Here is an 18,359-nt window from a genome sequence, read left to right as displayed (position 1 = left end):
GGTCAAGGGAAATCCCGCAAATGGCTTGAACGGTGCGCATCGTGGACCTGGAGGGTCCATTCGGATGACGTGATACAGGTGTTCCAACACCGGACGGTAAGAACATGTGCCCGAGCCGACACTCCCTTTTTTGCCGGGATGGATGCACGGCTGGCAATGCTACCTTTGTGTGTGTTGTTGTAATGACTGACAATTTTAAGATGAAGTTCAGATCTCACACCATCCGATTTCAAAGCGAGCTCACTCCTTTTTGAAAAAAAGAAAAAGTAACATGTTGCCAGAGCTCGAGAACCCTTGCCGAAACCACTGACCGCTGAATCGCAGCGAAAGGCTCGCACACGCCACCTGCTGCCGGCGATCTCTGTTGGATTGGCGGCTTTCAACCTCCTGTGCCGAGATCTCCGCACTGAACCAGAACCTGCCCAAACCTGCACGGTCTTCCGTGTGAAGACCAAAAGCGCATAGAGAGAAACGTAACGAATGACTGGACAAATTCTTGATCTACGCAGCCGCGGCGACATCGGAACGGCGTCAGATACCGCTTATGCACAGCTGGGTTATGATGCGGGCGTTACGCTGGGGGCCGAGATATGCAGCGGCTTTCGGGTCGCACTTGGTGCCAATTTTGCCGCCAGAGGCAGCGCAGGTGTCGAATTTGCCGACTTCATAGAAGCCACCCTTGAGCTTGAGGCCGGCGCTCAGCTTCGCGCGGAACTCGCCGCGCAGCTGTCACCTGATGTGACCGGCGTCTTCGGTCTGCATGTGGTCGCGGCAGCGCAACTCAAGGCCTATATTCGCGCGCGTCTGGCCGTTGGCCTCTCGCTTGGAGAGGTGATCGGAAACGCCCTGCGCAATCGAGAGGGTGACCTGGGGTTGGAGGACCGGTTGCTTTTGGCGCTGGTCGACAAGATCGCCTTCGAGATGGGCGTCGAGGCCAGCGCCGAGATTGCCGTTTCCGCCGCCGCTGAGATCGCAGCCCGTATAAACCTTCAGCCGGGTGAAAACGACGAGCCCGGGTTCGATTTGCGTGTCAACGCGGGGGCGGGGTTCCTCTATGGCAAGGATCTGTCTGTTTTCATGCGGGGCAGGCTGCCGAGCCTGAAAGACTACCTTGATGATGCGGTTTCTATCGTCGCCAGCGAGATCACGTCGCAACAGGACGATGCCGCATCGCGCATCCTGGCTGCCGGTCTGACCGCCGCCGGGCGGGCCGTTGTGGCCGGGATGGTGGCAGAGGAGAAAGCCAAGGAGCAAGACAGCACCGAAGCCCTGATCGACATGTTGGACGCGGTTGCCGGGGCCGCGCTGGAGTCCGTGATTGAAACGGCGCTGGACGAGGCTCTTTCGGCTGCCTTGGGGGAGATTGCAGTCGTTCCCGCAGCGCTGCAACAGGACCTTGCCAGTCTTGCCGAGAGGACCGACCTGCCGGACCTGGCCACGCTGGTTGGCATCTTCTCGCAGTTTGCCGAGGTTGGTACGCCGCCGGCGGCAGGCCAAGAGGAACGTCCCATTTCACGCATGTCGGCTGCGTTCCATGCGCTGGTCTTTGTGATAGACCCGGCGGATGCGCTGTTTGATCGGCCGCTCCCGGCGCATGTCATTCGGCAGGCCAATCTACCGGCCGGTGCGGATCGTTTCACAAACACCCTTGAGGCCATCGCGCTTCTGGATGGTGGGTTCCTGGATGCGCAGATTGCACGGCTGGCACATCCGTTCGACCTGGTGATGAAGGCGCTGCTCGGTTCGCTCAACGATGCGGGCCTTGGCCTCGGGGCTTACTTCGCCGGTCAAACTCCGGATCAGGAGACGTTGAACACACTCGCATCGAACTTCGCTCAACGGGTGATTGCCGAGGTGTTCGTGCCCGATGCGACGCGGGCGCTGCAGACGCTCGAAGATGACGGTGCCTTGCCGCCCATCCTTGCGGACCTGATGCACGCCTTGCTGCACGGGACATCGAAGCTCATCATCCCGGTCCTTGCCGAACTGGCCCAGGAAACAGACGGCAAGAAAAGGTTCGCGCTTCAGCAAAAGCTTGGCCACTACGCGACGCAAATGGCCGCGACCTTCATGGTGCAGCAGATCAGTGAAATCTGTGCCGTCTTCCTGAAATCATCGGTCAAGGATTTCGAGCGTCGCATTGATCAGCTCCGCCGAGAGGTCACCGCTCCGGCGTCGGATTTTGCCGAACGGCTGGTTGATCCGATCCTCGGCAGCCTTGCCGATTGCCTGCCAGGAGACGATTTGCGACGCACGCCGCGGCGGGCCGAGATGTTGCGGATTGTCCGGTCCTTTATGCTGCAGCTCTGCGATGCCTCGCAGATCGCATTCGGCTCGCAAACCTGGTCGGAAGCGCGCATTGACCGTTTGTCAGGCGCGCTGCTGACCCTGACCACGGGCGCCGATGACGGCGGGATTGACTGGGCCGGACTGTCCTCGCAGGACCTGCGGCGCAGGATCGATGCGCTGGCGGATTGCCCGCCTTTGGTGGGCAGCTTGAAGACCGCTGTGGAAGACGTCGGACAGGACCTTGCTGAGATCGGCGTGGCCCAGGCGCGCATCTTCTTGCTGTATGTCCCGGGCATCATCGCGAACCACCTTCCCGCGCTGGGGCGCGAACTTGTGTTTGCCGTGGGCGAGGAGGCGGTTGACGTGATCGCCGATGGGGTTGCCGCGGCCCTGCAATGGGCGGAGGACCGGCTGGACGAGGCAGAGGCTGCGTTGGAACGGCTGCAGCAGGAACTGGACGCGGCAATTGAGGCGATCAAGGACGGCGTTGAAGATCTGCGGCGCGCCACCCTGGCCTGGGCGGAGGCGGTGATCGATGACCTTTTGGCAGCGCTCGATTTTGCGGCTGACAGTATCTTCGAAGCGATTGCAGACTTTGTCACCGAGCTGCTCGGGGCGTCCAACCCGATTGACAACGAGGCCGCCGCGCGCGCTGAACTGCGCCGGGTGAAATCGGCGCTGACCTCACGCCTGGCGCCTGCGGCATTCGCGGATCTGGAGGCCACAGCGCTGGCATCGCGCCACGGCAATACTGCAGATATGCTGGCCGCGCATCGTGCTGTGCGGGCCGGGATATTCTCCTCCGCCGAACAAGACCTGATGCACGCGTTGCCGCTGCGTGCGGGTGTGTCCTTCGAGGATGCGGGAGATCGCAAGTTTGGCGGCATGGTTGCAGCGCGGCAGGTCATCGAGAATGAGATTGTCACGCTTGAATCCAAGCATTTGCAGATCGGCAGTCAGACCGAATTGCGCGCCGCGATGCTGGCCAAACGCGCCCGTCATCTCAAACAGACCCGTGATGCCGGCGCTGCGATGAGAGCGGCGCCGTCGATCCGATTTAACGCGCCGCTCTCTGCGGACCCCGCGCCTGATACCGGTCAACGCCCCGCCGATCTCCCGATTTACGGACCACATGTGCATGTGGAGATCGAGCTTGGCCCCTTTCCCGTAGAGTTCATAGACGACGCGCTCGACCTGCCGTTCCAAGATCTGAGCATCGACCGGTTTGGCGCACCCGCATCCGGCGCGGACAACATGCGCAGCCTTCTGGACAGAGCGATTTTGGATGTGGAGAATGCGCCGCTCTTCGATATTCGTTTCTTCGTCAACGGAGAAGAACTCGCGCTAAAGGACATGCAGCGCAAGGGCACCCGGCTCTCCGGAACCTTGCCGCAGGATTTGCTGCGGCCCGGGCGCAACCACGCCCTGCTTGTGGTCTACGCCGCGCCTGCGCTCAGTCTGGGGCCACCGATCATGCACCACGTGGCCTTCCTGCGAGACGCCAACTCCTTTGACCGGCCGTCCAACACGATCGGCTTTGATCGGGCGGCAACTGTGATCAACTCAAAAGGGGACGACCATCAGGATGCCCGTGGCGGCCGCCCTGATGATCGCGAGGTGATCGTGATCCACAACCGCTCAGACAGTGTCAGCACGGAGCTTGCCGACTGGGAGATCGAAGATGCGCGCGGGCATACTTTCCGTTTCCCGCCGCGCATAAAACTGGCTGCGGGAGAGCGGATCTCCGTGGTCATCGGCAAGAGCAGCGAAGCCGGCCAACTGAACTGGATCGAGGACTACGGCCGCGGGCCGATTGCTCTTCTGAACAACGATGCGGAACGGCTTTTGCTGCGCACGGCACAAGGTCGCATCGTTTCTCAACTCTTTTCCGGTCCACCGACTGCGAATGAAGACATCTCGATCCTGCGCAGGAGGCCCACGCGATGACTCTCAATCTTCCGAGCATTGCCAATCCTGAGACGCTGCGCCGGATGTTGTGGAAGGCGATCAAGGGATCGGCCGAAAATGTCGCGCGCGGCGCGGTGGCCGTGGCAAAGGACACGTTTCCCAAAGCGGGCGACGCCCGCCTGGGGACGGAACCCGACAAACTGTCGCCGCTTGTGGCGGCAGATCTGGCCATCGCGGGCTATTCGGCCGAAGCCCCCAGTGCAGGGCGCCAGCGCGTGCATCTGCTGCTGCACAGCTTCGCGATTGGAAAGACCGACCTCGAGGACAGCCACCAGCGGATGCTGACGCTCCTGCGTGTGCCCAAGGCCATCGGGAATGACTTCAGGATTGAGCGCATCATCGGAGGCGCGAGCCAGACCGGGCCAGAAGCGGGAACCGCCACAAGCCCGGGGAATGCCGCGTTGTCGTCTGAGCGGGCTGCTGTTGTGGCCTCGTGGCTGGTGTTTGAGTTGGGGGTCAAGCCGGGGGACATCCATTCGGCGAGTTTTGGCTCCGCCAGACCGGTGATTGACCGCACCGGCCATCCCGACGGCCTCGAAGAACCGCTCAATCGCAACGTGATTGTCACCTTCTCGGTCGCCTTGCGCAAACCGGATGACACGCCGCCCAAGAAGGTCGAGATCCCGACGCCCACACCGAGACCGAGGATACATTGCAGCGGCAATGGGTCGGCCTATTGGGCGCTGGATCAAAAAGGCGAGATCGCGCTCGATATCACCATCCCGGTGCTGGGCGCCATTGGCCTAGGCGGTGGGATTGCCATGCGGGTCTTCGACCTGAACCGGTTGGATCCCGACCGTCTGGACGACCAGACCCGCCGCGTTGCTGAAACGCGCCGGTTCATGGCCGTCGGCGGCGGGGCCGTTGCGGATTTTGACCCTTTGGCCTTCTCCAAGGAAGTCCAACAGATTGCAGAGGCCGTGACCAAGGTGAAGAAGATCATAGAGGCTTCATCGCTCTCCAGCATGATGACGGTTGCATCTTTGTCGACAGATCTTGTGGACACCTGGGCGATTTTTGGTCGCAAGCAGTGTCTGGAATTCGATGACTTCGACGGCACGCTTCTGGTGACCGAGAGCCTGGGCGCCGGTCTGGCAGGACATGCGGGCGCGGCGGAAGCAACGAAATTCCCCATCCTGGGCAGGATTACAGCTGGCCTGTCCTATGACACCGGCTTCTCCTTCGTGCCGGGCGCCGCCGTCAAAAGGCAATTCTGGCTGTTCTTCGAGGCGCCGTAGAGACAGGGGTTTTGCACCGATCGGGCGTGAGGGTGAGTGCCGTTTCCTGCGATGCGGTCGACGGGGCGGACGCCTCCCTTTCCGCGTGCGTTTCAGACGGCCCAGCTTTCTTCGGCGCTGCGACCCAGAACGACCATCTAGTCGGACGAAGGTGTCCTGCAACTGTTCTAGATTTGATCAGGTGCAATCAGAGGTGGGACATTTTTGGGCAATATGTTCTGCTGTGAAAGCTGAGAATAAAGAATGCTTGAGACCGCAACGCCAGCAGCGCCCTTTCTTCTGAATGAAGTTTCTTTTTGGGATTTTGTTCTCTGCCGCTACGGTCGCGCTGTCTCTTGGGCCTGCGCAAGCCGAGGGCGTTTCGTTTGAAGACAGGGTGCGTGCGTTCATTCTCGATAACCCAGAAATCATTGTCGAAGCGCTGGAAATCCTCGCGGAGCGCGAAGCGCGGGCCGAGACGCAGGCGCGGCTTGCGGCCTATCCGGAGTTGTTCGCAGACGCTGCACGACTGGGAGAGGGAGATGTGGCGGCGCCGCGCCGGATTGTCGAGTTCTTCGATTACAAATGCGTGCCCTGCAAAACGATCCATCCTGCCCTCGTGGAGTTTGTTGCGGCGCATCCGGAGGTGCGGCTCGAAATGCGGCAGTTGCCGATCCTCACGCCCGGTTCCGAGCGGGCGGCGCGCTTTGCCCTGGCCAGCCGCGAGATCTATGGCGACGAGACATATCGTGCGGTCCACGACAGGTTGTGGGATGTGCGGGGTCCATTGAACACCGCTGGCTTTCAGCGGATTGCCGGGACGCTCGACCTCGACTTTGCGAAGATCGCGCCAGTCATGGAGAGCGAGGCCGTGACATCCCGCATAACCTACAACCGTGATGTGGCAATTGCGCTGGGAGTTCTGGGCACGCCGGCCTTTGTGACACCGGACAGTGTCGTCTTCGGCTCGACGGATATCGAGGCGCTGTCGGAGGTTTGGCTCAGTCGATGAAGGCTTTCTCGACGACGAAGTGTTTGGGATCGGAGTTGGCACCTTCCTCCAAACCGTGCTCTTCGCAGAGAGCCATCACGTCTTTGTTCAGCGCAAGATTGCCGCATATCATCACGCGGTCGGCGTCGGCGGACCATCTGGGCATGCCAAGCGCGCTGAAGATGCGGTTATCGCGAATGTGATCGCTGACGCGCCCTTCGATATCGGAGGCTTCGCGTGTTGTCGTTGGATAGTAGTGCAGTTTTTCGTCGACCAACTCGCCGATCAGCGGATCGCGCGGGAGGGCGTCGACAATCGCCGCCCCGTAAGCGAGCTCTGCTTGGGTGCGACAGGTATGCGCGACGATCACCTGCTCATAGCTCTCCCAGGTTTCGGGATCGCGCAGAAGCGACGCGAAAGGTGCAATGCCCGTGCCGGTGCAGATCATCCACAGGCGTCTGCCGGGCAGGAGCGCGTCAAGGACAAGGGTACCGACGGGCTTGGGGCGCAGAATGATCTGGTCGCCCGGTTCGATTTTCTGGAGGCGCGAGGTCAGCGGGCCGTCAGGCACCTTGATCGAATAGAACTCCAACGCGTCATCCCATGAGGGCGAGGCGATGGAGTAAGCCCGCAAAAGCGGTTTGCCGTCGTCCTTCAGAAGACCGATCATGACGAACTCACCCGACCGAAAGCGCAGAGATCGCGGGCGCGAGACCCGGAAGGAAAACAGCGTCTCGGTCCAATGCGTGACCGCTGTGACGGTTTGCGCATCGGGCAGGACTTTGGCGCGGACGTTCATCAGGCGGCCTCGGCTGCGGGCTTTTCAGAGAAGTGCGTCTCGAGCTTGCCTTCGGTGCCGTCGAGCGCGTCCGCGGTCGCCAAGGGCTCCTTGGCCTCGAGGATAACAGGCCAGAGCTCCGAGTACTTTCGATTGAACGCCACCCATTTGCCCATGCCGGCTTCGGTATCCGCCCGAATAGCGTCCGCAGGGCATTCGGGTTCGCAAACGCCACAGTCGATGCACTCGTCCGGGTGAATGACCAGCATATTTTCACCTTCATAGAAACAGTCGACTGGGCAAACAGACACGCAGTCGGTGTATTTGCAGGCAATGCAGTTGTCAGTGACGACATAAGTCATGGCGCGACATTCCTCGATGTTTCGCTCTTCCTGCCGCAATGCAGCGGGGGTGTCCGTCAACTAATTGCTATTTGCGGCGCTCCGGGTTCTGCAATTTGCTCGCAGACGATGGGAGCCCAAGATGATCGAGAGTCTGACTGCAAGCGCGGACGCCCAGCACCTGACGGTGATCTGGAACACTGGCGAGACAAGCGTCTTCTCGGCAGCCTACCTGCGCCGCGAGGCCAAGGATGCTTGGTCGATTCGTCAACGACTGGACTTTGGTGAGGTGGCCGTGGCGCCGGGGATCACGATCACCGAGCTGCGACAGGTTGGAAATGGCGTGAATGTGCATTTCTCCGACGGGCACGAAAAGGCGATCTACCCGTTTCCGTATCTTCGCGAACTTTCCGAGCGCGCGTGACAATTAATTGACATTCCCTTTCTGCGCTGCGGCGCAGGATCGGGGGCAAGCGGTATCCAGGGGTGAAGCATGGACGAAATACTCGACGGACTGACACAGATCGACTGTGACATCCTGGTCATCGGTGGGGGTACCGCCGGGCCGATGGCGGCCTTGAAAGCTAAGCGCAAGAACCCCGAGGCGAATGTTGTCTTGCTTGACAAGGCCAATGTGAAGCGGTCCGGCGCAATCTCCATGGGGATGGATGGGCTGAACAATTCGGTCATCCCCGGTTACGCCACACCCGAGCAGTACACCAAGGAAATCACCATTGCGAATGACGGCATCTGCGACCAGGCCGCCGTGTATCGCTATGCGCAGGAGTGCTACGGGATCATCCAGGAACTCGACAGCTTCGGGATCCGGTTCCAGAAGGATCAGAACGGCGAATATGATGTCAAGAAGGTGCACCATATCGGCACATACGTTCTTCCGATGCCGAATGGCGACACCGTAAAGAAGGCGCTCTACCGGCAACTGCGCAAGGCACGGATCAACATCATCAACCGCTTTATGGCGACGCGGCTTCTGACTGGCGAAGGTCGCGTGGCCGGAGCGATCTGCGTCAATACCCGCTCGGCGGAGTTCCTCGTGGTGCGCGCCAAGGCAGTCATCATGGGCCTCGGCGCGGCCGGACGGTTGGGCCTGCCGACAAGCGGCTATCTCTATGGCACATATGAGAATGCGTCGAACTCCGGCGAAGGCTATGCGATGGCCTATCACGCCGGTGCGGGCCTCGCGAACCTCGAATGCTATCAGATCAACCCGCTGATCAAGGATTACAACGGTCCGGCTTGCGCATATGTGGCCGGCCCCATGGGCGGCTACACCGCCAACGCCTCGGGCGAGCGGTTCATCGAATGTGACTACTGGTCAGGCCAGATGATGCAGGAATTCTACGACGAGCTTCAAGGCGGGAAGGGGCCAGTGTACCTGAAACTCAACCACCTTGCCGAAGAGACGATTTCGGAAATCGAGCGTGTTCTGCATATCGTCGAGCGTCCGACGCGGGGCCATTTCCATGAAGGGCGCGGCACGGATTATCGCAAGCAGATGATCGAGATGCATATCTCGGAGATCGGCTTCTGTTCCGGCCACTCGGCCTCGGGCGTTTTTGTCGATGAACACGCCCGTACCACGATCCCCGGTCTCTACGCCGCGGGTGACATGGCCAACGTTCCGCACAACTACATGCTCGGCGCCTTTACCAACGGCGCCTTTGCAGGCCTGGATGCTGCCGATTTCGTCGCAAATGTGGATTTTGCGGCCTTTGACAAAGGTGAGGTCGACGCCGAGCGCGCCCGCGTCATGGCACCGACCAAGCGGGACGACGGCGTCCCGCCCAATCAGATCGAGTACAAGACGCGCCGTCTGGTGAACGACTATCTGCAACCGCCGAAAGTCACCGCGAAAATGGAGTTGGCGCAGCAGCGCTTCGAGGAGGTGCGCGACGACATGCAACACGGCATGTATGTCCGCGATGCGCATGAGCTGATGCGCGCGCTCGAAGCCTCCACCATTCTCGATTGCGCCGAGATGGCGGCCGCTGCGTCCATGTATCGGACGGAAAGCCGTTGGGGTCTTTATCACAACCGGGTGGAATATGAACGCGACGATGAAAACTGGTTCTGCCACACGATGCTGACCAAGGGCGAAGACGGCAAGCCGGCGCACGAAAAGCAGGATGTCAAACCCTACATTGTTGAAATCGCTGAAGACGAGAAAGACGCCTATTACAAGCAGCGCGTCGGCGCGACGTCTTCGGTTGCCGCGGAGTAACGCCAATGCCCCTTGCTCAAACCGCCACAACCGTGCCCGTCGTTGTCAACGACGACCTCTGCATCGCCGACAAGGGCTGTACCGTTTGTGTCGATGTCTGCCCTCTTGATGTGCTGCGCATCGTCGAGAAAGACAACGGCAAGAAGACCGCTTACATGAAGTATGACGAGTGCTGGTATTGCATGCCTTGCGAGGCCGACTGCCCAACGGATGCGGTGACCGTCAATCTCCCTTATCTGCTGAAGTGACCGCCGTGGACCAACTGTTCGAAGACTTTGACGATATCGCGGATCTGGCCGAGGGGTTGGATGATCCGTCGCCTGGCGCGCGCATCATGGCGGTGATTGAACTGGCCGATACCGCAGATCCCGCCGCGATTCCGTTCATTGCCAGGGCTATCACCGACGACGACGCCGGCGTGCGGAAGCAGGCGGCGCAGGCTCTCACCGATTTCGATGGCGTAGAGACGGCTGCGGCCTTGGTCAGCGCTTTGGACGACGATGACCCCGCCGTGATCGACGCGGCGGCCCGCAGCCTGACAGAGCTGAAGGACCCGAAATCCGGCGGCGCGATCCTGCCGCATCTGAGTGCCGCGAATGACGTGAAGCTGAGAGCCTGCCTGGCCGGCATAAAGGAGCTGCGCCGGGTCGAAGCGATGGGGCCTGCGATTGCGGCTTTGCAACATGTCTCGGCCGAGGTAAGGGAGCAGGCTGTTGGCGTGATCGGCTGGCTGCAGGATGAAAGCGCGTTGCCTGCCTTGCGCGACGCGGCGAAAGACGCCGACGTGAAAGTGCGGCGGACAGCCCTGTCCGCGCTTGGATTTTCGAAGTCGGACCATGCCGAGGCCACCTTGGTCAACGCTTTGGCCGATCCGGAATGGATGGTGCGTGAAGCTGCGGCCGAGACCTTGGCGAAGACCGGCGGCGCGTCCTGTATCGCTGCGCTGCGGGGCGTGCTAGGAGACGAGTACTGGCAGGTGCGCCTGAAGGCGGTGCGCTCCCTGGGCAAGCTTCGTGCAACCGAAGCGGCGATGGAAATCGGACCCATGATGGACGTGCCGGTGCCAAATCTTCGAAAGGAATGTGCGGCAGCGCTCGGCGAATTGGCGGTGCCTGAAACGGCACAATTTCTCGAGAAATACGCCGATGACCGTGACCCGGATGTTCGCAAGAATGTCCGCTGGGCATTGGAGAAATTGGCCGCTTAACCGGGGTTTGTTTCGCCCCGGATCATTCTGATCAATCCACCCCTCGAACCTCAGTTCGAGGGGTGGATCTTGCACTCCAGTGCCACCTTAAATATTTGAAATAAAAAGATTTTTACCTCGAATCGATTCGCCTGACAGCTCACTCTGGCTGCCCCATTTTTCGACAAAACAGTCGCAAATCCTGCTTCAAAAACAGGCAATGCGAAAAGTGAACGATTTTTTAATAAAAAATACGCCTCACGGATTTTGAAGCCGGAATGAATGCGCCGACACTGGCCTTGAGTAACAGAACTCAAAAAACACAACAGGGGCTAGTTATGAAGCAACTCACCAAGAGCGCTTTCTTTGCTGCAGCGCTTCTGCCCATTGCCGGGATGGCATCGGCGGAAAAGATCAGCATCGCTATTGGACACCAGTCGATGTGTACCGACACCTATACCGCCGGCATCGTGGTCAAGGAATTGGGTCTTCTTGAGAAGTACCTGCCCACCGATGGCAAATACGCCGATGCGGAGTATGACGTCACCTGGGCGGACTACAGTTCGGGTGGTCCGATCACCAACCAGATGCTGGCCAACAAGCTGAATTTTGGTGTGATGGGTGACTATCCGCTGATCGTGAACGGTGCCAAGTTTCAGGAGACGGAAAGCCTGCGCACACTTTACGTGGCGGGTACGGGGTACAACCTCAAAGGCTCCGGCAACGCGATTGTCGTGCCTGTCGACAGCGACATGTACTCGATCACCGACCTGAAAGGCAAAGAGGTGTCGACGCCGGTCGGTTCGGCGGCGTGGGGTATGCTGCTGAAAGCCATGCAGGACAATAACATTCCGACCTCCGAGTACGTCTTGAAGAACCAGAGCCCGGCCGTTGGCGCGGCCAATATCGCAGCCGGCAAGATCGACGCGCACAGCGATTTCTGCCCCTGGTCCGAGATTATGGAGTTCCGCGGCACCGGACGGAAGATTTATGACGGCTCGGAGACCGGCGTCCCGTATCTGCACGGTGTCGTTGTGCGCGAGGACTTTGCGGTCGAGTATCCCGAGGTTGTCGAGGCCTTTATCAAGGCGGTCTGGGAAGCCGGCGAGTGGATCCGCGAGGACCCCATGGAAGCGGTGTCGCTGATGGAAGGCTGGACCGGAGTCGAGAAAGAGGTGCTGTATCTCTACTTCTCCGAAGGCGGTCACCTGACCCTGGAGCCATCGATCAAGACCGAATGGGTCGATGCGCTCAAGTTCAACCATGGCGTTCTCGTCAAGGAAAAGGCGATCCCGCCGCTCGACTTCGATGCCTGGATCACGGAAGACTATATCAAGAGCGCCTACGCGGATCTTGGCATCGACTATGAGGTTGACAAGGCTACGGTCGTCGACCCGGTCGTCGCCAACAAAGGCCTGCCGATGGAGATCTGGCACGCCCGAGACGGTGTCTCTACCTACCCGTCGCTGCCCGAGTTCCTGACCGCTGTTGCCGAGATGCAGGGCACCGGCGCGCTCCTCAATGCCACGTATGTCTATGACGTCGAGACCGGGCTGAAGCTGTTCGGCAAAACGGCCTTCTGGGTCAAGGCGGGCGACGATTATGCGACCTTCCTGCGCAAGGGGGAAGCAGAAGCCTTTGCCTCGGCCAACGATGGCACACTCGTCAGCTTTGACGAGGCGATCGCCGACTTCATCACTGAAGGCTGAAGCGGACCGCACCAAGCAAGAGGAGCCGAGGTTGCGCGCCTCGGCTCACCGCACGGGAAAGGCAAGACGATGGAAACTGCACTGAAGGCCGAGGCGCCGCAAACCGCGGCAAAGGGCCGTCCCGACGCGGTCCCGCGTGCGCACAAGGATGCGGTGTCGGCACCCAAGCTTCCGACCCTGACCCGCGATCAGCTCTCCAGCCTCGGCATTGCCTGTTTGTCGCTCACCATCGGTGTTCTGCTGTGGCATTTGGTGACGTCGGTCAATCTCGACTTCTACATCAACTTCTCGAATGTGCCGTCGCCCGCGAAGGTGTTTATGGCCTTCGTCGCTCACATCCAGACCGAGATTTTCTGGACCCACATCGGCGTTTCGATGCGCCGCATTCTGATCAGCTACTCGATTGCCGTCGTCCTTGGGATCGGGATCGGATTGATCATGGGGCGATCCAAGTTCGCCCGCGCCTTTATCATGCCCTACATCGAGGTGATCAGGCCCATCCCAGCGGTTGCCTGGATCCCGCTGGCCATCCTGATGTGGCCGACCGAAGAAAGCTCGATCATCTACATCACGTTTCTCGGAGCTCTGTTCCCCATTGTCCTCAACACGTTGCATGGCGTCGAACAGACGCCTGAGGTTCTCGTCCGCGCTGTTCAATCCCTTGGTGCGTCTCGCTGGGCCGTGTTCCGGCATGTGGTGATCCCGGCTGCCCTGCCGTCCATTGCCGCCGGGCTCGCCATCGGCATGGGTGTGAGCTGGTTCTCGCTTCTGGCGGGCGAGATCATCTCGGGCCAGTACGGCATCGGCTACTTCACCTGGGATGCCTACAGCCTGATCAACTATCAAGACATCGTCGTCGGAATGCTGGTGATCGGCCTTCTCGGCACCGCCTCCACCGCGGCGGTAAGAGCCATCACCCGGCCCATGTTGAAATGGCAAGAAAGGACGCGCTGATGGCACTTCTCCGTACCCTTTGGACCGACCTGCGCGCCAATTGGAAAACCATGGTTGTGCACGGCCTGATCTTTGCATTGGTCTTTCAGGTCTTCATGATGCTGGCCCTGATCCTGCGCTTTCAGGCCTTTCCGAATTACGTGACCTTCTACGACTGGATCGGCAACGTCAGTTGGATCGTTCAATCCACCCCGGCTTGGAGCGACATCCTCCCGATCATTTGGGAGGAATGGCTGATCGAGATCGGCAAAATGAACTACGACTACGGCACCGGAATCTCCGAGTGGAGCCTGAATGTGGTGCCGTCGCGTCTGCTGGTGCTCTTTGCATTGGGCGCGATGGTATCGCTGTGCCTGGCGCTCTTGAGGCGCGACAGCTGCGAGGCTGGGGCCTCCACGACTTTGCGCGCCACGACCGGCTTCGGCGCGCTTCTCGTCGCGATGACCAACGCCACGATGAGTTGGGTCGTCTGCTGCGCAACACCCAGCTGGGTTGTCGGCCTCGCGATGTTGGGGCTGGGCGTGTCCACGTCGCTTGCGCTTGAGACGATGGGGCCGGTGCTCTCTGGCGCGGGCTTCGGACTGTTGTTTGCTCTGATCCTGGTCTTGGCTTGGCGCAAATGCCGGCCGGCGCCCGTATCGGAAGGAGAACCGGCCAATGCTTGATGTCTTGAAGTTCGAGGACCCCAAGGCGGCGTCTAAGGGAAAGGGCCATATCTCCGTCAACGAGGTATCCATCACCTTCGGGACGGGGCCCGACGCGCACTTGGCGGTGGAGACAACTTCGATCGAGATCAAAGCCGGCGAGTTCGTCTGTATCCTCGGTCCCTCCGGCTGCGGCAAGTCCACGCTGCTGAACGCGGTCGCGGGATATGTGAAGCCCACAACCGGCGAGGTCATCGTCGACGGCGTGATGGTCGAAAAGCCTGGCCCGGATCGCGGCATGGTGTTCCAGCAATATTCGCTTCTGCCGTGGAAGACCGTCTATGAAAACGTGGCTTTCGGGCCGAAGATGGCAGGCGCCAGCCGGACATCGGCTGGATCAACGGCAAACACCTTCCTGGAACTGGTCGGTCTGAAGAAGTTCGGCAACCGGTACCCGGCCGAGCTTTCGGGCGGTATGCAGCAGCGCGTGGGCATTGCCCGTGCGCTTGCGAACTACCCTTCCGTCCTGCTGATGGACGAACCCTTCGGTGCCTTGGACGCACAAACCCGGCTGATGATGCAGGAGAGTCTTCTGGACATCTGGAAGCATTTCGGCACCACGGTCGTGTTTGTGACCCATGACGTCGACGAAGCGGTCTTTTTGGCCGACCGTGTGTTGATCATGAGTGCGGCCCCCGGGCGCATTATCGAAGACGTCAAGATCGAGCTGCCCCGCCCGCGCACAACCGACCTGGCTGCAACCTCCGAATACATCAAAGCCCGGCAATTCTGCCTCGACACAATCAAGGCCGAAAGCCGCAGAGCCTTCGAGGATCAGAACGCATGAAAAAACTTGCTGCACTTCTCCTGGCGCTTGTCGCGACACCTGCCGCCGCTCAAGTCCAGGGTGTCATGCTCGATGCGCCAGTCGAGTTGCCGGATTTTGGTTTCACGAACGAGTTGGGCGAAGAATTCACCGACAAGGATCTGGAAGACCAGTGGACCATCGTGATGTTTGGCTTCCTATCGTGTCCGGATGTTTGCCCCTTCACGCTCGGCAATCTCGAGGCCGCGATCAGCGAAACCGGTCTTCGGGTGAGGCCCGACAATGTCCCGAACGTTGTCTTCATCTCGGTCGACCCTGAACGCGACGCGGCATTCGTCAGCGAGTATGCCAAGTTTTTCCACCCCGAGTTCGAAAGCTTCACCGGCGATCGCGAACAGATCGACACGCTGATCGAGGCGACAGACAGCTTCTATCGCCTGCTCAAACCGGATCACACCGGACATTACGAAGTGCAACACAGCTCGTCCGTCTCGGTCATCGCGCCGGATGGAACGCTGCGCGCAAAGCTGCAGCCGCCCTTCGATCCGGGCGCGACGGCGGAGTTTCTGGCGCGGCTGCAGATCACCTATCGCAAGGAGCTTTCAAATTGATGCGCATGGCGCTTGCTTTGCTGTTGGTTCCGGCCACGGGCCTCGTCGCCGATATCACGGTCGACAAGCCGATCATCCCGCTCGCACCGCCCGGCGCGATGGTTCATGCAGCATATATGACGATTTCGAACACTGATGATGTGGTCAAGCAACTGGTCGGCGTGTCTGCCGAAGGCTACGCGATGGCTCATATGCACAAGACGGAGGTGAAAGGCGATGTCGCCACTATGCTGGCCGTTGATGTCTTGGAGATTGCGCCCGGCCAAAGCGTGGTCTTCGAAAGCGGAGGGCTGCATCTGATGCTGATGCACCCCGAAGCGCCAGCGAGGGTAGGGGACACCGTCGCTCTGACGCTTGAGTTTTCGGACGGTTCGACAGATGCGGTCAGCGCCAAGGTCGTGAAAATGATACATGGTGGTCACGGATCACAGGGTGACCATGGATCGTAGGGGGCTCGCCGGCGTCGTTATCCTGCTGGCTTCGACAGCTCAGGCAGATTACGACCCCTCGCAGTACCCGGCCTATGAAACCTGCGCCCTTTGCCATGGGTTGTTTGGCGTCTCGCACACGGCGAAGTTTCCAAATCTCGGCGGTCAGAAACCAGCGTATATCGAGGCTCAGATCCGCGGGTTTCTGAGCGGGCACCGCACGAACGACGGCGGCCAGATGGCGGCTATCGTGACCGAGTTACAACCCGAGGATATCCCTTACGTGACCGACTGGTTCGCGTCGCAAGACCCACCCGAGCCCTACGCGGCTTTAGAGACTTCCGCTGGCCGGGCCAAGGTGGTCGAGCTGGGGTGCGACACATGTCACGACAACGCCGTTGACGGCGATCCCTTGGTGCCGTTCCTGACCGCACAGCATCCGGGCTATCTGATCAAGCAGATGACGGATTTCCGCGAGGAACGCCGCGACGCCGCTGCATTGCCTGGTCTGCACAAAGACCTGCTTTCGATCCCCGATGCCGACATCGGCGCTATCGCGGTCTATCTTGCTGCGGAGGCTCGGCCATGATCCACCCGCGTGAGGAGGCGTTGCAGGACAACGCGGAGGGTGCGATCTACCTTTCGGAATACATTCTGGACATCAATGAAGGCTCGGGTTTTCTGGCCGCACTTTCATACGAAGACCAGAAAACGGTTCGCAAGATGGGGACGCGCTGCACCTTTGCCAAAGGGGACAGCATCTTCCTGCAAGGGGCCAGCCACACCGGTGTCTGGATTATTGAGAAAGGCAAGGCGCGGACCTATTATGTGGGGCCGACGGGTCGCGAGATCACCCTGGCCTATTGGACAGCGGGTCATTTCATCGGTGGGCCGGAGGTGTTCGGTCGCGGGCGCCACGTCTGGTCCGCGGATGCGGTTGAAGATTGTGAGATGGTCTTTCTGTCGGGCATGAGCCTGCAAAAGCTTGTCCGTGAGATCCCCGACGTGGCGATTGCGGTGATCCACGGGCTGATTGCGAAAGGAAAATGCTATTCAGCGCTGATACAGATGCTGGGCACACGTTCTGTCACGGAACGTCTGCGTCAGTTCCTCGTGATCTTCGCCGACACCCACGGTCGCCACGAAGGTGACACGATCATCATCGACCGAACCATTACCTACGAGCAAATCGCTTTTGTGGTCGGAGCGACCCGCCAATGGGTCACCCAGACACTGGACAAGCTGCGGGCAGAAGGTGTTCTGGACATCACGCGATCCGAAATCGTCATTCGGGATTTCCACGCCCTCGAAATCTGATGACCAATCTGGGTCGTCGCAGATTCGTCTAATCCGGAGTCCGGGCGCACCAATTGAAGCTCTGATCTAATCTACGGTTCTGAGGCGTGCATAATTGCTACGAATTTCTCCAAGATTTCCGGGAATAGCGCCGAAGAGGATATTCACACCCGGGCACACTGAGAGAATTGCTGTCCTCGCCCAAAAAAGCGGCAATAGCGCGAAAATTGAATCTGCGACATTTTATCCAATTTATGTTTGAGGGGCAGAGCGGCGTGAGTGACCTCGGGATCATGTTTCAGTTTTGGTTCAGCTAGGCGGCATGTAGAAAATGACCTCCGGCTTCGCCTGCCGGACCGGCGTACGAACGGGGCTCACAGGCTATCGCCTTCGGCATACTTCAGCGCTATTTCGATGTTCGCCGCTTTGACCATGGGAGGACAAACAACGGCTTCATAGTTGCCCTCACCGTCGACTGGTCAAAAGTGGCTCAAGGCCATGATTTTATGGATATTTCGGAAACTCAACGCTGATCTTCCAAGCCCTAGTGTAGCGGGTTTCCAACTCGGGCCTCTCGCTGCAGCCGGCCGTTTCTGAGCCAGACCGGACTCGCAGAGTTACAGCCGGCAGTGTCGGCCGAAAAACGCCTGCCAGCTGGAATACGGACACACTCTTGTTGCTGGGCCGGGCACTTGCATCACTTTGAGTCGGCAAACCGCCACCAGGCTTGGATCGCGAAAAGGTTTGAGCCTGAAACATTAATGAACAGGTGCCTTGTGAACCACCTGTAAACCCGCGGGCACTAGGGTCAGGACTCATAACCAATAGATGACTGTTGCTGCGAGAGCGATTGCGGAGAGGAAGACCTTCGGACATCGG

At 59.8% G+C, this 18,359-nt stretch carries 17 protein-coding genes; 15 read left to right on the top strand and 2 right to left on the bottom strand.

All coding sequences use genetic code 11. The features are described 5' to 3' along the window. Positions 1-480: 480 nt before the first annotated feature. The 3 genes from MUB52_RS17965 (at position 481) to MUB52_RS17955 (ending at position 6,486) form a co-directional block, all read left to right on the top strand. A complete protein-coding gene (locus MUB52_RS17965) occupies positions 481-4,236 on the top strand; it encodes a lamin tail domain-containing protein (protein WP_263845535.1) in 3,756 nt (1,251 codons plus the stop codon). Beyond that, positions 4,233-5,495: an OmpA family protein gene (locus MUB52_RS17960; protein WP_263845534.1), complete on the top strand. Its 1,263-nt coding sequence runs from the start codon at positions 4,233-4,235 to the stop codon at positions 5,493-5,495. The genes MUB52_RS17965 and MUB52_RS17960 overlap by 4 nt, the downstream gene beginning before the upstream one ends. 376 nt (positions 5,496-5,871) lie before the next feature. Next, on the top strand, positions 5,872-6,486 hold the full coding sequence (locus MUB52_RS17955; RefSeq protein WP_263845533.1) for a DsbA family protein: 615 nt from the start codon (positions 5,872-5,874) through the stop codon (positions 6,484-6,486). On the opposite strand, the gene MUB52_RS17950 is transcribed toward MUB52_RS17955, so the two are convergent. Both MUB52_RS17950 and fdxA read right to left on the bottom strand, forming a co-directional pair. After that, positions 6,476-7,264, bottom strand: a complete 789-nt coding sequence (locus MUB52_RS17950; protein WP_263845532.1) for a ferredoxin--NADP reductase — start codon at positions 7,262-7,264, stop codon at positions 6,476-6,478. The two genes, MUB52_RS17955 and MUB52_RS17950, sit on opposite strands and share 11 nt — an antisense overlap. After that, positions 7,264-7,605 carry a ferredoxin FdxA gene (gene fdxA, locus MUB52_RS17945; protein ID WP_263845615.1) on the bottom strand — a complete coding sequence of 114 codons (342 nt, stop codon included), beginning with the start codon at positions 7,603-7,605 and terminating at the stop codon, positions 7,264-7,266. The genes MUB52_RS17950 and fdxA overlap by 1 nt, the downstream gene beginning before the upstream one ends. Before the next feature lie 121 nt (positions 7,606-7,726). On the opposite strand from fdxA, the gene MUB52_RS17940 reads away from it, so the two are divergent. From MUB52_RS17940 to MUB52_RS17885, 12 genes are all read left to right on the top strand, one after another. Continuing rightward, positions 7,727-8,008 carry a DUF971 domain-containing protein gene (locus MUB52_RS17940; protein ID WP_263845531.1) on the top strand — a complete coding sequence of 94 codons (282 nt, stop codon included), beginning with the start codon at positions 7,727-7,729 and terminating at the stop codon, positions 8,006-8,008. Positions 8,009-8,077: 69 nt separating this feature from the next. Continuing rightward, complete coding sequence (locus MUB52_RS17935) at positions 8,078-9,826, top strand: fumarate reductase/succinate dehydrogenase flavoprotein subunit (protein WP_263845530.1); 1,749 nt, start codon at positions 8,078-8,080, stop codon at positions 9,824-9,826. Positions 9,827-9,831: 5 nt separating this feature from the next. After that, a complete protein-coding gene (locus MUB52_RS17930; protein WP_263845529.1) occupies positions 9,832-10,074 on the top strand; it encodes a 4Fe-4S dicluster domain-containing protein in 243 nt (80 codons plus the stop codon). 5 nt (positions 10,075-10,079) lie between these two features. Beyond that, positions 10,080-11,033 carry a HEAT repeat domain-containing protein gene (locus MUB52_RS17925; protein WP_263845528.1) on the top strand — a complete coding sequence of 318 codons (954 nt, stop codon included), beginning with the start codon at positions 10,080-10,082 and terminating at the stop codon, positions 11,031-11,033. Positions 11,034-11,350: 317 nt separating this feature from the next. Then, positions 11,351-12,721, top strand: a complete 1,371-nt coding sequence (locus MUB52_RS17920) for an ABC transporter substrate-binding protein (protein WP_263845527.1) — start codon at positions 11,351-11,353, stop codon at positions 12,719-12,721. Positions 12,722-12,790: 69 nt separating this feature from the next. Beyond that, positions 12,791-13,675, top strand: coding sequence for an ABC transporter permease (locus MUB52_RS17915; protein ID WP_263845526.1), 885 nt, complete (start codon positions 12,791-12,793; stop codon positions 13,673-13,675). Continuing rightward, positions 13,675-14,340, top strand: a complete 666-nt coding sequence (locus tag MUB52_RS17910) for a hypothetical protein (RefSeq protein WP_263845525.1) — start codon at positions 13,675-13,677, stop codon at positions 14,338-14,340. The genes MUB52_RS17915 and MUB52_RS17910 overlap by 1 nt, the downstream gene beginning before the upstream one ends. Further along, on the top strand, positions 14,333-15,166 hold the full coding sequence (locus MUB52_RS17905) for an ABC transporter ATP-binding protein (RefSeq protein ID WP_263845524.1): 834 nt from the start codon (positions 14,333-14,335) through the stop codon (positions 15,164-15,166). Before MUB52_RS17910 ends, MUB52_RS17905 begins: the two co-directional genes overlap by 8 nt. Further along, the gene (locus tag MUB52_RS17900) at positions 15,163-15,756 is read left to right on the top strand and encodes an SCO family protein (protein ID WP_263845523.1); all 594 of its coding nucleotides are present in this window, start codon (positions 15,163-15,165) and stop codon (positions 15,754-15,756) included. The genes MUB52_RS17905 and MUB52_RS17900 overlap by 4 nt, the downstream gene beginning before the upstream one ends. Then, positions 15,756-16,205, top strand: coding sequence for a copper chaperone PCu(A)C (locus tag MUB52_RS17895; RefSeq protein WP_263845522.1), 450 nt, complete (start codon positions 15,756-15,758; stop codon positions 16,203-16,205). The genes MUB52_RS17900 and MUB52_RS17895 overlap by 1 nt, the downstream gene beginning before the upstream one ends. Beyond that, complete coding sequence (locus MUB52_RS17890) at positions 16,189-16,773, top strand: c-type cytochrome (RefSeq protein WP_263845521.1); 585 nt, start codon at positions 16,189-16,191, stop codon at positions 16,771-16,773. The genes MUB52_RS17895 and MUB52_RS17890 overlap by 17 nt, the downstream gene beginning before the upstream one ends. Beyond that, positions 16,770-17,501 (top strand): Crp/Fnr family transcriptional regulator, encoded by a 732-nt coding sequence (locus MUB52_RS17885; protein ID WP_263845520.1) that lies wholly within the window; start codon positions 16,770-16,772, stop codon positions 17,499-17,501. Before MUB52_RS17890 ends, MUB52_RS17885 begins: the two co-directional genes overlap by 4 nt. The last annotated feature ends 858 nt before the right edge of the window (positions 17,502-18,359 follow it).

The sequence above is a fragment of the Roseobacter sinensis genome, from assembly GCF_025755255.1.
Classification (GTDB): Bacteria; Pseudomonadota; Alphaproteobacteria; order Rhodobacterales; family Rhodobacteraceae; genus Roseobacter; species Roseobacter sinensis.
The sequence above is the reverse complement of the archived record's forward strand: the minus strand, read 5'-3'. Positions and strand labels throughout refer to the sequence as shown.

Coding starts and splice junctions, on each gene's coding strand:
- MUB52_RS17915 (WP_263845526.1), top strand. CDS start 12,791: ATGGAAACTGCACTGAAGGCCGAGGCGCCGCAAACCGCGGCAAAGGGC.
- MUB52_RS17930 (WP_263845529.1), top strand. CDS start 9,832: ATGCCCCTTGCTCAAACCGCCACAACCGTGCCCGTCGTTGTCAACGAC.
- MUB52_RS17920 (WP_263845527.1), top strand. CDS start 11,351: ATGAAGCAACTCACCAAGAGCGCTTTCTTTGCTGCAGCGCTTCTGCCC.
- MUB52_RS17940 (WP_263845531.1), top strand. CDS start 7,727: ATGATCGAGAGTCTGACTGCAAGCGCGGACGCCCAGCACCTGACGGTG.
- MUB52_RS17910 (WP_263845525.1), top strand. CDS start 13,675: ATGGCACTTCTCCGTACCCTTTGGACCGACCTGCGCGCCAATTGGAAA.
- MUB52_RS17900 (WP_263845523.1), top strand. CDS start 15,163: ATGAAAAAACTTGCTGCACTTCTCCTGGCGCTTGTCGCGACACCTGCC.
- MUB52_RS17885 (WP_263845520.1), top strand. CDS start 16,770: ATGATCCACCCGCGTGAGGAGGCGTTGCAGGACAACGCGGAGGGTGCG.
- MUB52_RS17960 (WP_263845534.1), top strand. CDS start 4,233: ATGACTCTCAATCTTCCGAGCATTGCCAATCCTGAGACGCTGCGCCGG.
- MUB52_RS17935 (WP_263845530.1), top strand. CDS start 8,078: ATGGACGAAATACTCGACGGACTGACACAGATCGACTGTGACATCCTG.
- MUB52_RS17965 (WP_263845535.1), top strand. CDS start 481: ATGACTGGACAAATTCTTGATCTACGCAGCCGCGGCGACATCGGAACG.
- MUB52_RS17905 (WP_263845524.1), top strand. CDS start 14,333: ATGCTTGATGTCTTGAAGTTCGAGGACCCCAAGGCGGCGTCTAAGGGA.
- MUB52_RS17895 (WP_263845522.1), top strand. CDS start 15,756: ATGCGCATGGCGCTTGCTTTGCTGTTGGTTCCGGCCACGGGCCTCGTC.
- fdxA (WP_263845615.1), bottom strand. CDS start 7,605: ATGACTTATGTCGTCACTGACAACTGCATTGCCTGCAAATACACCGAC.
- MUB52_RS17950 (WP_263845532.1), bottom strand. CDS start 7,264: ATGAACGTCCGCGCCAAAGTCCTGCCCGATGCGCAAACCGTCACAGCG.